We start from the raw sequence: 14,712 nt of genomic DNA, 5'->3' as shown, positions 1-14,712 counted from the left end.
AAATCCATGAAGACGGCTTACGCCACCATCAAAGGTATTGAGGTGATGCGTGCACTACGCAAAGGCCAGGCCTCAGCATTTTATTATGGTGATCCCCTGGGCGAAATACGCCTGGTAAGCAGAGTTTTTGAAATGTAAGGCCTTTGAATAAGACAAAAGGCTGCCTCATCGCTAACTTTGCAACAGTGCCCTCTGGGAGACTACCCCAGCCTCTCCACCTTCGTTTCTCCTTCCACCATCGACAGCTGATACAGCGAAAACGATCTCTGTTTCTCAATTAAATTCGCCAGTTCCGGCGAGTGGCTGGTCAGCCAAATTTGCGAGTAGCGGCTGGCCTCGGCGATTAAGCTCGCCAGCGCGGGCAGCATCTGCGGATGCAGGCTGTTTTCCGGTTCGTTGAGGGCGATAAAGGCCGGTGGACGCGGGCTTAATAGCGCCACCGCCAGGCACAGAAAACGCAGAGTGCCGTCGGAGAATTCCGCCGGCTCCAGCGGTCTGCTTAGCCCTTCACGCTGCATCATCATCCGGAAGCGTCCGCCGGTGTTGTCGCTGTAAAACACGCAGCCGGGGAAGGCCTGGTCGAGGATGCGCATCAGCAGCAGCTCGTCGCCAATTTCCACGATGGTCTGAAACGCCGCCGCCAGGTTTGCGCCGTCGCTGGCCAGCACTGGGGAGCGGAAACCGACCTGAGGCGCGCGCATGGCCGAGCCGATTGATACAGAAAACTCCTGATAAAAGCGCCAGTTACGCAGCGACTCGCGCATCTGCGACACTTCCGGGTAAAGATGCGGCTCGCCAAGCTGGCCGAACACCGATTCGTTCTCATACAGCGTGCCGCTGTGGGTGACTTTCTCGTGATGCACGTTGTTCAGAAATACGGCCTGATTTTTACGCTTCATCAGCTGTGACGACGGGCGGCGGTATTGACCACTCAGCCAGATGGACTCTTCTTTGATCACCGGATCGAGTTGAAACTGTGAGGGGTAAGGCAGTTTTTCGACAAAGCCTACCTGCAGCTCGTATTCGTAGGTTTCGGTTTCAACGGCCAAATTCATCCGCCGCAGCTGGTCGCTGCGGGTTTTGCCTGCCCAGAACACTTTTAAAATCCCACCCTCGTTCGCCAGTGCCTGCGAAAACTGCCCCTGTGCGGCGCTGTGCATCAGGTGGATCGCCTTGTAGATATTGGATTTTCCGGTGCCGTTTGGGCCAAAGACGATGTTGAGCTGTTCCAGCTCCAGCGACATTTCGCGAATCGAGCGGTAGTTTTGAATGTGCAGGGTGGTGATCACAGGCAGTCCCTTTTTGCGTTACAATCCTGTACATAATTACAGTCTTTTGTGTGGAATGCAAAAAAGAGACGACAGTGAGGGTGTCGTCTAAACGGGGTACTGCTTTGGGCCTCTGTGGGTCAAACGGGCCTTCGCATTTTTATCGTCAGGTTACTGCCAGACGCAGACCCAAATCATCAGGATAGGGATCAAAGTAGTTTTGCGTCATCAGATACCGGTCAGGGTATTCGGCCATGTAGTGTTTCAGTAGCGTCAACGGCGCGAGGATGGGTAGCAGCCCGTCGCGATAGTGCAGGATCACATCGCGCAGCTCGACGCGCTGGCGGCTGTTCAGCTGGTTACGGAAATAGCCCTGGATATGCATTAGCACGTTGGTATGGTTTTTCCGCGAGGCGGGCTTTTTCAGGATGGTCATCAGCTTTTCGCGGTACGCCACGAAGAACGCGTCCAGATCTTCCCATTCATGCAGCGACGCAACGAACGGGCCAATCTCGCGGTAGCCCGCCTGATGGTGCGCCAGAAGCTGCAATTTATAGCGGCTGTGGAAATCCAGCAGCGCGCGGCGCGTCAGGCCTTTAGCGCGCAGCGTGTTCAGCTCGTGCAGGGCAAATACCCGCTCGATAAAGTTTTCCCGCAGCACCGGGGCGTGCAGCCGACCGTCTTCCTCCACGGGCAGCCACGGGTAGGTTTCAAGCAGGGCGGCGGTGAACAGCCCGACACCCTCCTTGCGGCCCCGGTTGCCGTTTTCATCATATAGCCGCACGCGTTCCATGCCGCAGCTTGGCGATTTCGCGCAGACGATAAATCCCGACAGATCGCCGATTTTTGGCAGATAGTCCGCCGTAAAGTCGGCCATTTTCTGCGTTATATCATCATGGGGCGGCTTGCTGAAGCGGAGCTGCGTTTCGCCGCTGTCCGTCAGCGTCAGGCGTATGGCCGGGCGTGGCGTCGGCAGGCCAATCGCCATTTCCGGGCAGACGGGCCTGAAACTCACCCACTGGGCCAGTTCATCCATGACAAAGCCCATACGCTTGTGTCCGCCGTCGAAGCGAACGGCAGACCCGGTCAAACATCCGCTAATACCGAGCACAGGTTTTGTTGTCATGGTGTGGTCCTCCCGTTCTTCTCTTTAAAACTTACACAACATAACTAATTTGTCCAAGTATTAGCGGAATTATTTTTTATTTGCCTTTAAAATCAACGTTTCTTAACTGCCCTTGTAAGTTGAATAACCGTATTGGCTCAGCAGGAGAGGGATGTGCAGCTTTTCGTTGGTCCGGGTTACGGTGAACAGCACCGGGATCTCCGGGAAGAAGGAGTCCAGCTTCTTCCCGTGGAAGTAATCTGCGGTTTTAAAGGCCACTTTATAGACGCCGGGCTGCATATCCTGATCCTCCGGATAAAGCGATTTGATGCGGCCGTCATGGTCAGTTTTGCCGCTGGCAATTGGGGTCCATTTGTCCTGCTGCTGTTTTTCCAGCGTGACGGTAACGTACGATGGCGGCATCCCGGTTTGCTGGTCAAGAATGTGTACGCTCAGCGTGCCGGCAGGGGCGCTAAAGGCGGCAGGGGCAAAGGCCAGGGTGGTCAGCATCAGCAGAGAGGCAGTTTTTTTCATTGTGTTTTCCTGTGGGGTTGTCGGTCACAGGAAAACGTTAGCATTTGTGGCGCGGGAAAATATTCAACTTTTCGTGAAGATTCCCGCAGGAGAAAATGATTAGAGGATAATCACTTCAAGCGATACCTGCTGCTGCCACTGCTCGATCTGCTTTTTGCGCGCGGCGGTGAGTTTACCGCGCGTGACCAGAAGCCAGTGGCGGTCCGGGAAAATCTCCGGGGCCAGCGTGGCGGGCGGCGTGGGTAAAATATCGATACGGTGGCCTTGCCCGGTGCGGGTTAAGGCTTCGAGCCAGACTTCGCACGGGTCATTCAGGTTCCAGCCGCTGAGCAGGATGTTGTCGCCCGGCGCTTTTTTATCGCCTTCCAAGCAAAACGAGGTGTAGGCGATGATGATGCCGTCGAGGATCTCCCGCAGGGTCATGGCGGCGGCGACGTTTGCCGACACCTGACTGCGCAGCGGACGCAGCACGTTCGCGACCAGTTCTGGTCTTGGGTACTCGCGTCCTGCGTCGTAAATCATCTGACGCAGGGACTCGATTTTGCCGTCCTGCAGGCGCTGTAACATGCTCTGCTGCAGCGTGAGCCAGTTGTTGGTCAGGCGCGACGTAGGGCGCTCCAGCAGCGGTTTGACCTGGCCAATCGGGACGCCTTTTTTTACCCAGTCGAGGATTTTTAGCGCCTGCTGGACGTCCTCATCGCTGTACTGGCGGTGGCCGCCCTCCGTGCGCTGAGGCTTGAGTAAGCCGTAGCGCCGCTGCCAGGCCCGCAGCGTGGTGGCGGTGATCCCGCTGAGTCTGGCGAATTCGCCGATGGAGTAAGCCATGTCCGTGTCCAGAGTTGAGGAATACTCTCAATATACTACGAATTTTCGCGGATGGGATGAAGCGCCGCCGCGGTGCACTACACTTAATTTCCAACCGTGCAAATGAAAGGAATTCTCATGAAGCTATGGCCTGTTGTGACCGGTGTTGCCATTGCCCTGACGCTGGTAGCCTGTAAATCCCCTACCCCACCGAAGGGCGTGCAGCCCATTTCCGGTTTTGACGCCAGCCGCTATCTTGGCAAATGGTACGAAGTCGCTCGCCTGGAAAACCGCTTTGAACGCGGCCTAGAGCAGGTTACCGCCACCTACGGCAAGCGCAGCGACGGCGGCATCAGCGTGCTTAACCGCGGCTACGACCCTGTGAAGAACAAGTGGAATGAGAGCGAGGGTAAAGCCTACTTTACCGGCGAACCGACCACGGCCGCGCTGAAGGTGTCCTTCTTGGGGTCAGTTTGGATATAGAGAATTATTGTACGGTAAGCCTGTTTTTTGAACAGGCTTACCTGTAGCAATAGGGTGTACTCCCGCGCTATACAGCGTTTTCAGGGGATTTTGTCTTAATCGGATAACCTAAATGCGATACAGCAAGAGCGACAACCTAAAAGCGATAGCCAATGACGATAAATCAATCACTTACGTATCCGAATTGGTTAAATAATGTGCTTAACGTACAAAAATTTCCGATCTCCAAACTGACCCCTAAATAGGCTGATTCGATGTGTTTGCGGGAAAAAAATCGGCCCAGATCCGCGAAATTTTAATCAGCGAGTCAGCTTGGGAAGAAATAACCTGCTTATTCGCACCTTCCCTAGCCAACACCTTTCTGCCATTCGGCTCCCGTTTCCTGATCGCATTTAACAGTGTGAAGCTGGCGCCGGGTTATACAGACAGCTGCAGTCTCATCCTGCCGGGCTAAACCTGCAGTACACAGGGGAACGGATACCGTCAGGTAACATGACCGTCTCAGCACCCGATTGAGATTTTCGTAAGGGATATAGAGCGTTACTGAAAAATTGACTGTGGCATGTTATCCCCCATGGAATGGTGAACAGACCAGGGATTACCCCCATTAAACCCGCATTCCGTAGTCAATATCTGCGTATCATGACCCGAAATCACATATGACAGTCAATATTGTTCGATCCGGGCAGACATGATAGAGAATAAATATTGACTGCGGTATGCGTGATGCATATCACAGTCAATGGAATGTCCTTAGCGGCATACGGCAGTCATGATATGCATATCGCAGTCAATTTTCTGGCTTCATCGCTGAGAGGGCTTCAGCCAGTTTAAGAGGATCGATGCCAGCAGCCTTCAGCGCCTTAATGACTTCGTCATAATTTTGCTCTGGCGCCTTCTCTTCTTCCTCTTTGCGCGGAACCTTCACAGGACTACTGATGAGTTTGGGGTTGCGATAATGCACGCTGAAATAGGTGGCTCGGCCACGTTTAAACTCGGTGTAATCCAGATAACCAATATCACGCAGCTGCTCCATCGCCTTACGCACCGTGTGGTTCTGTGTATAGACATTTGAGGTGAGATTCAGCCGGTCACGCATCCGTTTCATGGAAATAGGTGCAGGATTCTGGGGAAGACTTTCGATGTAGGTATAAAGCGCCTGGGCTGATTCCTTGCGCTGCAGGGCGTCAATGGCTTTCAGCCGCAGCAGTACCCTTCTGTCCATGTGGTAAAGCTCAAACAGCTTAGGTTCAGCCTTGATCTCAACGATATCCTCGTTGATGTCATAATAGGCTGACTGCACCAGATGGGTGGTCCATCCTTTGGTCTCGCTCTGGAACTTCAGCGTAACCGAGGCGAGTTTAAACAGGGAATTACTGATGCGATCGCGCATTTTTTTGTTTGAACGACGGGAGTCAAATCCGCACATCTTAACGAATTCGACGAACGACAGTTCCAGGGTGTCACTTTTTACCCCATACTCCGACATGGAGCGAATTATCCCCAGCCAGACTTTAAAATCCGTGTCCATATCAAGACGCGAACCGGTGATCTTAACGTCAGTGTATCCTTCGCTTTTGGCAATGGCCAGCTGTACAAGCTCCTCAGTCGCGTCTGTAACGTTTTTCCGGTTCGCCTTGCTCTTCCCTGTTGATTTCAGAGTTGGGACGAAGAGACCGAGTCTCATGAGCGCTACTGGCTGCACGGTACTGGTGCTGTTGACATCCAGCTTAACAACTTCACCGGTTGTCTTATCAACTTCCTGAAGGTTCAGAAGTAAGCTATTATTTTCGCTCGTCATCTTGATCCTCAACGGTTATCCACAAAAGGATGTAGTAATACGTATCGCAGTCAACGGATATACATACCTCAGTAAATACCGTTGCATATCACAGTATTAGATTATGCATATAACAGTCAACATTTTACATTCCGCAGTCGATCCAGACAAACGTTAAAGCCAGTTACAGCGCATGCTGGAGCGATCCGGGGATCTCTTTTGGATCTCACTATGATCTCCTTGGGATCAATTATTGGATCGAGACCATGAATAACCCAGATACAAGGCCGGAAGCGCCACACCAGATATCCAGACCCCTGGCCTGATTTTCCTGAATACGCTCTGGAAGATTGAGATCTACAGGTACAACAATGAAACATTGACTGCGGTATGCTGAGTCGTCTTTCCTACAGATGCGGTAAGCATCATACCATAGTCAATATATTACATACCGCAGTCAATTTCATTATAACTGGCTGATCCCGAGTCATCTTTAGCAACCCGACGTACGTGCAATCTGTGAGTTCTGTGATTTTCCGCTTCCTCGCCGCTTTCTCACTGTGTGAGATCGCTTACTGCGGCGAGCGGCAGTGATTAATATTGACTGCGGTATGTACTCTTTTGTAATCCCCTGCGTTCTTTCATTACCCAATGTGGTTCACTTTGCACTTTTTCGTGTGCTTTGCGATTTTATTGTTGCTTTGCAATAAATTCCAAGATTTAATAAAATAATGCAAAGTGATGATTAAAGGATGTTCAGTATGGGACTCATGGATACACTCAACCAGTGCATAAGTGCTGGTCATGAAATGACGAAAGCAATCGCCATTGCACAGTTTAATGATGACAGTCCGGAAGCCCGGAAAATAACCCGGCGCTGGAGGATTGGTGAAGCGGCAGATTTAGTTGGCGTGTCATCTCAGGCTATCAGGGATGCCGAGAAAGCTGGCCGGCTGCCGCACCCTGATATGGAAACCCGTGGGAGAGTTGAGCAACGCGTTGGTTATACCATCGAACAAATCAATCACATGCGGGATGTATTTGGTACACGACTGCGCCGTGCTGAAGATGCGTTTCCGCCGGTGATTGGCGTTGCAGCTCACAAAGGTGGTGTTTACAAAACCTCAGTATCCGTTCACCTGGCTCAGGATCTTGCTCTGAAAGGACTCCGTGTTCTGCTTGTTGAAGGCAATGACCCACAGGGAACTGCTTCTATGTATCACGGATGGGTGCCCGATCTTCATATTCATGCTGAGGACACTCTCCTGCCCTTTTATCTTGGGGAAAAGGATGACGCCAGCTACGCTATAAAGCCCACCTGCTGGCCTGGCCTTGATATCATCCCGTCCTGTCTGGCACTGCACCGCATTGAAACCGAGCTGATGGGGAAATTTGACGAAGGCAAATTACCTGCTGACCCGCACCTGATGCTCCGTCTGGCCATTGAAACTGTCGCTCATGATTATGACGTGATAGTTATCGACAGTGCACCCAACCTTGGTATCGGTACGATAAATGTTGTATGCGCTGCTGATGTTCTGATTGTCCCTACTCCGGCAGAGCTGTTCGACTACACCTCCGCACTGCAGTTTTTCGATATGCTTCGTGACCTGCTTAAGAACGTGGATCTTAAAGGCTTCGAGCCAGATGTCCGTATTCTGCTTACCAAATACAGTAATAATAATGGCTCACAGTCCCCGTGGATGGAAGAACAAATTCGGGATGCCTGGGGAAGCATGGTCCTTAAAAATGTTGTGCGCGAAACGGATGAAGTCGGTAAAGGTCAGATCCGTATGAGAACCGTTTTTGAACAGGCTATTGATCAACGTTCTTCAACCGGTGCCTGGCGTAATGCCCTCTCTATCTGGGAGCCTGTTTGCAATGAGATTTTTGATCGTCTGATTAAACCACGCTGGGAGATTAGATAATGAAGCGTGCTCCTGTCATTCCAAGACATACCACACATAGTCAATCGACTGAAGATACTTCATCACCGGCGCCGGCCGCGCCGATGGTGGATTCATTAATTGCGCGCGTGGGTGCTATGGCCCGCGGTAATGCAATCTCTCTTCCGGTATGTGGACGGGAAGTGAAATTTACCCTTGAGGTGCTCCGGGGAGACTCTGTTGAGAGCGCTTCACGCGTATGGTCAGGCAATGAGCGCGATCAGGAACTACTTACCGAAGATGCTCTGGATGATCTCATTCCTTCATTTTTACTGACCGGTCAGCAGACTCCAGCTTTCGGCCGCCGGGTTTCTGATGTCATAGAAATTGCCGACGGCAGCCGTCGCCGTAAAGCCGCAATCCTGACGGAAAGTGATTATCGCGTTCTGGTTGGTGAACTGGACGATGAGCAGATGGCTGCATTGTCCCGACTGGGTAACGATTATCGGCCGACGAGTGCTTATGAACGTGGCCTGCGTTATACAAGCCGGCTGCAGAATGAGTTTGCAGGAAATATTTCTGCGCTTGCCGATGCGGAAAACATCTCTCGTAAGATCATTACCCGCTGTATCAATACGGCCAAATTGCCTAAATCCGTTGTTGCCCTGTTTGCACATCCTGGAGAACTGTCTGCCCGGTCAGGTGAAGCCCTTCAGAAGGCTTTTGCAGATAAAGAAGAATTACTGAAGCAGCAGGCTGAGACTCTCCACGATCAGAAGAAAGCGGGACTAATCTTTGAAGCTGAAGAGGTCATTAGTCTTTTAACATCCGTACTGAAACAATCTCCCGCATCAAGAGTTAATCTGAGCTCACGTCATCAGTTTGCTCCAGGGGCAACAGCATTGTATAAGGGCGATAAAATGGTGCTTAACCTGGATAGGTCCCGCATTCCTGCGGAGTGTATAGAGAAAATAGAAGCCATTCTTAAGGAGCTTGAGAAACCAGGAGTCTGATGCGGACACGCTTTAGTCTACGGTGATCTCCCTTTACTTCATTTCCTTTCTCACAGGCCAGAAAACATAACTGGCCTGAATATTCTCTCTGGGACCACGGTCCCACCTGTATCGCCGCTCAGGTTATCTCCCTGGGACCACGGTCCCACCTGCGTCGTCGGTCAGCTTATCTGCCTGGGACCACGGTCCCACCTGTATCGTCGGCACATTATTAGTTAGGGACAACGGTTCAATCAATGCCTGTCACGAACAGGTATTGGCTTGTCGCCAGCAACCCGTTGAGCGGAGTAATCACGCAGCAGGACGGCTGTTACAGGCGATGGTGAAAGCTCTGTTGGGATCTGAACGAAGCATGTTGAGTGAAATTTGCAAAATTTCGCAGAGTATGCGGCTTCATCTTTAAATTTCCGCCAGCATTTTTAAAGCCAGCTACCGACGCTGCGCGTTGGCCGGCCCTTCGTCCGGCGGGTAACCAGTACCGGCCGATCTTACGACCCTGGATGAACATCATCCCGTCAGCAGCGTCTCCACTGTGATGTCGTTTTTCACACTGTCCGATCACAAAATAGAACGGGCAGGGACAACATATGGTAGGAAAAGCAGCTGCCAGAGACACAATATATTGATTACCCACAGTAACGGGGGATAACCATGTGGGTAACATATTGAAAGTGCAACACGTTATCTGATTAATTGACTTTGTAAACGCCGCTGAACCATGAAAAAAAACCGGGGGAATCATCACAGCGCATAAACATACCGTTTTGTTTTTGGGTGACGGCAAGGAGGCCCCTTTTATCACCACATACCTTGTCAAAGGTTTCCATTTCTATCCTTATCAGGCTCTTGTCGTTATTTTCAGGAGAGATCCGGAGATGTTTTGTCAGCCAGACAGGATAGGTATCAGCGTTACGCCAGTACTGCAATTCAATCACTGAAGCCATTCCCCAGACAGCGAAGTATAAGAAAACCACACCTGCGATTTTGCTACCCATATTGTTCCTTAACATTGGCTTAATACATTCCTTGCTCCTCGCACCGGAGCACATCACAGATACTGATTGAGATCCACTTCACGCAGCGGCTGGTTTTGACGTTCTGTTATCGTTTGCACCAGGTCTTTTTCGTCCAGCTCATCGAGCATTTGTTCATACAAAGCCGCGGGCACACAATAAAAAACAGGGCGGTTACGGTCAATTATCTCGACCGGGTAGCCGCCGCGGGCACTGGCGGTGGCCACCGGATCGTTTTTAAGTTCGCTGACGCTGGCAGTCACATCACACAGAATGATATTTGTCATGGTTCCCCCCTGAGACAAGTCACCTGTATGATCGGTAAAGTAAGCTCTGGCGGCAAGTCCCTTCTGTCATTTCAACGGTCAGAAACGGGCAACCGGCAGCTCCTTCCAGCGTGTGGTATATGCCGGTGACAGCATCTCCCGTTTCATCTGCCAGTCCGGCGCAATACCCCGTCCGGCAAACCAGACTTTCCCGAGTCCGGAATGATTAATGCCGTCGAGTACCTTCATCAGCGCATCGCTGTGCGGCCGTGGCTGCACGTCATCGAACAGATTCAGCTGCGCGACGCCGTTCGGACTGAAATCATTGAGCATTATCCCCGCTTTTGCGTAGCGGTGGCCATCGAGCCATATCCTGTCCAGAGACCTGACCGCTGCCGCGATAATGTCCCGGGTGTCACGGGTAGGGGTGTTCAGTTTTTCCGTGGCCACGTTACCGTAATACGGCTCATTAACCGCAAAAGGGGATGTCTTGATGAAGGTGCTGATATGCCGGCAGTACTGTCGCTCACCGCGCAACTTTTCCGCCGCGCGCTCGGCATACTGGCAGACGGCCTGGCGCATTTCTCCGTAGGTGGTGATCCGCTGCCCGAAGCTGCGACTGCAGACAATCTGCTGTTTCGGCGGCGGCGCTTCCTCCAGCGAAATGCAACTCTCGCCGTTCAGCTCACGTACCGTGCGCTCCAGCACTACGTTGAAGTTTTTCCGGATAAATGTAGGGTTCGTCAGCGACAGCTGCAGGGCGGTGGTGATCCCCATAACGTGCAGCTTTTTCGCTATCCGGTTCCCCACGCCCCAGATTTCTTCCACCGGCTGCAGGCTGAGTAATTTTGCCGTTCTGCGTGGATTTTCGGGCGACAGCGCCAGCACCCCACTGAATTGTGGCCATTCCTTTGACGCCCACTGCGCCGATTTGGCCAGTGTTTTTGTGGCGCCGAAGCCGACACCGATCGTCAGTCCGGTTCCACTGAGAACATGCCCACGCAGCTGCCTGCCAAAATCCTCCAGATCCATACAGTGGCTAATTCCCCGGGCATCCAGGAAACATTCGTCAATTGAGTATTGTTCGACGCGGGGCGACAGCTCTTCCAGCAGGGCGACCACACGGTTACTCAGGCTCGCGTAGAGCTCGTAGTTGCTGGAAAAAACGTACAGTTTTTCAGGAAACTGCGCCTCTTTGAGCTGGAACCAGGGGGTTCCCATCTTTATACCCAGCCGTTTGGCTTCAGCACTCCGGGCAATAACGCAGCCATCGTTGTTACTGAGAACGACGACAGGTTTGCCGCGCAAATCCGGCCTGAAAACCTTCTCGCAACTGGCGTAGAAGGAGTTGACGTCTGCCAGGGCGAACATCAGTCTGCCCTCCGGGTTTTATGAATGAAGGCCGTCACCACGCCGAAAATTTGCAGAGTTTCCGGATCCGGGTACAGGGAAGGGAAGTCCGGGTTCATCGCCTGCAGGGCTGGCCGCGGCGTCAGAAGCAGGCGTTTTACCGTAAATTCACCCTCAATTTCCGCGATAACAATATCCCCGTGCCGCGGCTGTTCTGCTTTATCCACGACCATCAGATCGCCGGAATAGAGGCCAATATCAGTCATTGAGTTGCCAATCGCTCTGACAAAATAGGTGGAGTGGCGCCGGTGAATGCAGTACTCATTCAGATCCAGTTCAGACTCAGTATAGTTTGCTGCCGGTGACGGAAAACCCGCAGGGCATCGCTCTGTGAACAAAGGAATTTTTACTATGCTGGCTTCTGATACTGCAGGAATGAACTTCATCGTTTTTTCCCTCGCTTAAAACTGTATATGCATGGGTCTTCCCTTGTTGTGGTGGCTGAAGGCATGATAATGGTGTATTTAATCGCCAGAGGTCACCGCCATGGACGAAAAGTCCCTCTACGCTCATATTCTCAACCTGTCCGATCCGTGGCAGGTAAAGTCCCTTTCTCTCGATGAAAATGCCGGTTCTGTTACTGTCACTATTGAGATCGCTGAAAACACCCGGCTAGCCTGTCCGACCTGCGGTAAATCCTGTTCTGTTCACGATCACCGTCATCGTAAATGGCGCCATCTTGATACCTGCCAGTTCACCACTATTGTTGAAGCCGATGTTCCACGAATTATGTGTCCGGAGCATGGCTGCCTGACGTTGCCTGTTCCGTGGGCTGGCCCCGGAAGCCGGTATACGTTGCTATTCGAATCGTTCGTTCTCTCATGGCTGAAAATCAGCACCGTTGATGCTGTCAGGAAGCAACTTAAGCTCAGTTGGAATGCGGTTGACGGCATTATGACCCGGGCAGTTAAGCGAGGTCTTGCCCGGATAAAAAAGCCATTATCCGCCCGTCATATGAATGTGGATGAGGTCGCCTTTAAAAAAGGACATCGTTACATAACGGTGATCTCCGATCGCGATGGTCGGGCGCTGGCCTTAACGGATGATCGCGGCACAGAGAGTCTTGCCGGCTATCTTCGCACGCTCACTGATGGGCAGTTGCTGGCTATCAAAACGCTCTCAATGGACATGAACGCGGGCTATATAAGAGCAGCGCGTATCCACTTACCCAGTGCGGTTGAGAAAATCGCCTTTGACCGCTTCCATGTGGCGAAGCAACTGGGCGAGGTAGTTGATAAAACCCGTCAGAATGAACATCCGCACCTCCCTGTTGAAAGCCGACACCAGGCAAAAGGAACCCGCTTCCTGTGGCAGTACAGCGATAAGTGGATGACCGAATCCCGGCAGGAAAAGCTGATGTGGCTGCGTGCACAGATGAAGCTGACGAGCCAGTGCTGGGCGCTGAAAGAGCTGGCAAAGGATATCTGGAACAGGCCATGGAGCGAGGAAAGACGGAGTGACTGGCAGAGATGGTTGGCGCTGGCGGCTAACAGTGACGTTCCCATGATGAAAAATGCCGCGAAAACGATAGGAAAAAGGCTGTAGGGGATCCTGAATGCGATGCGACACAGTGTCTCAAACGGAAATGCGGAGGCACTTAACAGCAAGATCAGGCTGCTGAGGATAAAAGCCAGGGGATACCGAAACCGGGAGCGCTTTAAACTGGGGGTGATGTTCCACTACGGAAAGCTGAATATGGCGTTCTGAGCCTTCCCACCATGATCGGGGAAGACCCATATGCATACAGTATAAGGGGCGGTGAAATTTCTGCAAGTGATGGGGGGATAGCCGGTCAGAACGTCCCCGAAAACAAACCGCCCCCGGTTTCAGGAAGGGCGAACTGACCGGCAGAGGCAGTGTAACACCGCATGTCACAAAGGCAGCACTGACGTCGTCAGTGCTTTTTTTACCCGTCCTCCCGGACGCTGAAGGGCAGTTTCACCCGTGCAGCTAAAGGGGCGGTAAGTCCGGGTGTGCACATCGTCATTTTCTCCTGTGATGCCTTTCTCCTGCGTATCAGCTTCCGGTAATCGTCCCCCGTCACAACCTGGACAGCAAGGGTAAATGGCACGCTGCGCGCCCTTGCTGACCAGAACGACTCCGGGCAGGCCGAACCGTCAGGCGATACGAAGACGAAATTCACACTGACGGAGAAACAGCCATGACGATGAACCTGCACACTCAGACAACCGCCCCTAAAGCTTCACAGGCGACCAGCGTATCCCCGCTGGAGCAGTCAGGCTCCTCAAAAACGAAATTTTCCAGGGGCAAAAGCAAAGCCCGTGCTGGCGCAGTCAAAACAGACCTTTACCAGACAGTAACGGACAGCATCATTGCAGCCCTGGAAAGCGGCGTTAAGCCGTGGGTGTGTCCGTGGGTTCGCAACGGCGCAGCGGTGGGATTACCGGCCAACTTCAGCACCGGCACGACATACAGCGGAATTAATATCATGCTGCTGTGGTGTAGTGCGGCAAAACAGGGTTTTCAGGACGAGCGCTGGCTGACCTACAAACAGGCGCAGGAGCTGGGCGGCCAGGTTCGTAAAGGTGAACACGGCACGACGGCCATCTTTTACAAGACGCTGGAGAAAGAGGACGAGGACGGGGAAATCGAAAAAATCCCGATGCTGAAAGCCTTTACCGTGTTTAACGTGGAGCAAATCGACGGCCTGAGCATCGAGAGCGTGCCGCAGCCGGTTGCCGGTTTCGATCCGCTGCCGCAGGCGGAAGCACTCATGACCCGGAGCGGGGCAAAAATCACCGAGCAGGGCGTAAAGGCGTTCTATCGTCCGGCCACCGATGAAATCGTCCTGCCGGAGCGGTTCCGCTTCGCGGACGCGGCGAACTTCTACGCCACCGGCCTGCATGAGCTGGTTCACTGGACGGGTGCAGCGTCCCGCCTCAATCGTGAAAAAGGCAATAAGTTTGGCTCTGAGGCGTATGCGTTTGAGGAACTGATCGCCGAGCTGGGCAGCGCGTTTCTGTTGGCGGATTTGGGGATTACGGGAGAGGTGCAGCATGAAAGCTATATCGCGTCCTGGCTGAAAGCGCTGAAGGGAGACAAGCGCTACATCTTTAAAGCGGCGGCAGCGGCCTCAAAAGCGCACCGCTGGCTGATGGACTGCTGACAGCTGGAGCCCTGCGGTGCAGG

General features: G+C 52.7%; 12 protein-coding genes and 3 pseudogenes. 6 read left to right on the top strand and 9 right to left on the bottom strand.

Annotated elements, in window-relative coordinates; translation table 11 throughout:
* Positions 1-138 (top strand): annotated as a pseudogene (locus ACOTX3_RS23030) (IS6 family transposase); the annotation flags it as partial.
* A 62-nt stretch (positions 139-200) separates the two neighbouring features.
* On the opposite strand, the gene ACOTX3_RS23025 reads toward ACOTX3_RS23030, so the two are convergent.
* From ACOTX3_RS23025 to ACOTX3_RS23010, 4 genes are all read right to left on the bottom strand, one after another.
* Positions 201-1,289 carry an AAA family ATPase gene (locus tag ACOTX3_RS23025; RefSeq protein WP_000633445.1) on the bottom strand — a complete coding sequence of 363 codons (1,089 nt, stop codon included), beginning with the start codon at positions 1,287-1,289 and terminating at the stop codon, positions 201-203.
* 145 nt (positions 1,290-1,434) lie between these two features.
* Entirely contained in the window at positions 1,435-2,394 is a 960-nt protein-coding gene (locus tag ACOTX3_RS23020; protein WP_000208727.1) for a YbgA family protein, read from the bottom strand.
* A 102-nt stretch (positions 2,395-2,496) separates the two neighbouring features.
* On the bottom strand, positions 2,497-2,907 hold the full coding sequence (gene uraH / locus ACOTX3_RS23015; protein ID WP_000750474.1) for a hydroxyisourate hydrolase: 411 nt from the start codon (positions 2,905-2,907) through the stop codon (positions 2,497-2,499).
* Between the two features lie 99 nt (positions 2,908-3,006).
* Positions 3,007-3,732 (bottom strand): MerR family transcriptional regulator, encoded by a 726-nt coding sequence (locus ACOTX3_RS23010; RefSeq protein WP_000331736.1) that lies wholly within the window; start codon positions 3,730-3,732, stop codon positions 3,007-3,009.
* A gap of 117 nt (positions 3,733-3,849) precedes the next feature.
* On the opposite strand from ACOTX3_RS23010, the pseudogene ACOTX3_RS23005 reads away from it, so the two are divergent.
* Positions 3,850-4,179, top strand: a pseudogene (locus ACOTX3_RS23005) (lipocalin family protein); the annotation flags it as partial.
* An 805-nt stretch (positions 4,180-4,984) separates the two neighbouring features.
* Here the strand turns inward: ACOTX3_RS23005 and ACOTX3_RS23000 are convergent.
* Positions 4,985-5,995: a RepB family plasmid replication initiator protein gene (locus ACOTX3_RS23000; protein WP_000200069.1), complete on the bottom strand. Its 1,011-nt coding sequence runs from the start codon at positions 5,993-5,995 to the stop codon at positions 4,985-4,987.
* A gap of 740 nt (positions 5,996-6,735) precedes the next feature.
* On the opposite strand from ACOTX3_RS23000, the gene sopA reads away from it, so the two are divergent.
* Both sopA and ACOTX3_RS22990 read left to right on the top strand, forming a co-directional pair.
* A complete protein-coding gene (gene sopA / locus ACOTX3_RS22995) occupies positions 6,736-7,902 on the top strand; it encodes a plasmid-partitioning protein SopA (protein ID WP_000523812.1) in 1,167 nt (388 codons plus the stop codon).
* On the top strand, positions 7,902-8,873 hold the full coding sequence (locus ACOTX3_RS22990; RefSeq protein WP_000817037.1) for a ParB/RepB/Spo0J family plasmid partition protein: 972 nt from the start codon (positions 7,902-7,904) through the stop codon (positions 8,871-8,873). The genes sopA and ACOTX3_RS22990 overlap by 1 nt, the downstream gene beginning before the upstream one ends.
* A 689-nt stretch (positions 8,874-9,562) precedes the next feature.
* Here ACOTX3_RS22990 and ACOTX3_RS22985 read toward each other — a convergent pair.
* The 4 genes from ACOTX3_RS22985 to umuD form a co-directional block, all read right to left on the bottom strand.
* On the bottom strand, positions 9,563-9,868 hold the full coding sequence (locus tag ACOTX3_RS22985; RefSeq protein WP_000534920.1) for a hypothetical protein: 306 nt from the start codon (positions 9,866-9,868) through the stop codon (positions 9,563-9,565).
* Between the two features lie 53 nt (positions 9,869-9,921).
* The gene (locus tag ACOTX3_RS22980) at positions 9,922-10,173 is read right to left on the bottom strand and encodes a hypothetical protein (RefSeq protein ID WP_000181753.1); all 252 of its coding nucleotides are present in this window, start codon (positions 10,171-10,173) and stop codon (positions 9,922-9,924) included.
* 78 nt (positions 10,174-10,251) lie between these two features.
* Complete coding sequence (locus tag ACOTX3_RS22975; RefSeq protein WP_000457544.1) at positions 10,252-11,523, bottom strand: Y-family DNA polymerase; 1,272 nt, start codon at positions 11,521-11,523, stop codon at positions 10,252-10,254.
* Positions 11,523-11,948, bottom strand: a complete 426-nt coding sequence (gene umuD / locus ACOTX3_RS22970) for a translesion error-prone DNA polymerase V autoproteolytic subunit (RefSeq protein WP_000668788.1) — start codon at positions 11,946-11,948, stop codon at positions 11,523-11,525. The genes ACOTX3_RS22975 and umuD overlap by 1 nt, the downstream gene beginning before the upstream one ends.
* Before the next feature lie 100 nt (positions 11,949-12,048).
* On the opposite strand from umuD, the pseudogene ACOTX3_RS22965 reads away from it, so the two are divergent.
* Positions 12,049-13,269: pseudogene (locus tag ACOTX3_RS22965) on the top strand (ISL3-like element ISKox3 family transposase).
* A 454-nt stretch (positions 13,270-13,723) separates the two neighbouring features.
* Entirely contained in the window at positions 13,724-14,689 is a 966-nt protein-coding gene (locus tag ACOTX3_RS22960) for an ArdC family protein (RefSeq protein WP_000178515.1), read from the top strand.
* Positions 14,690-14,712 lie beyond the last annotated feature (23 nt).

Source organism: Enterobacter cloacae complex sp. IR5384 (assembly GCF_049237265.1).
GTDB lineage: Bacteria > Pseudomonadota > Gammaproteobacteria > Enterobacterales > Enterobacteriaceae > Enterobacter > Enterobacter cloacae.
The sequence above is the reverse complement of the archived record's forward strand: the minus strand, read 5'-3'. Positions and strand labels throughout refer to the sequence as shown.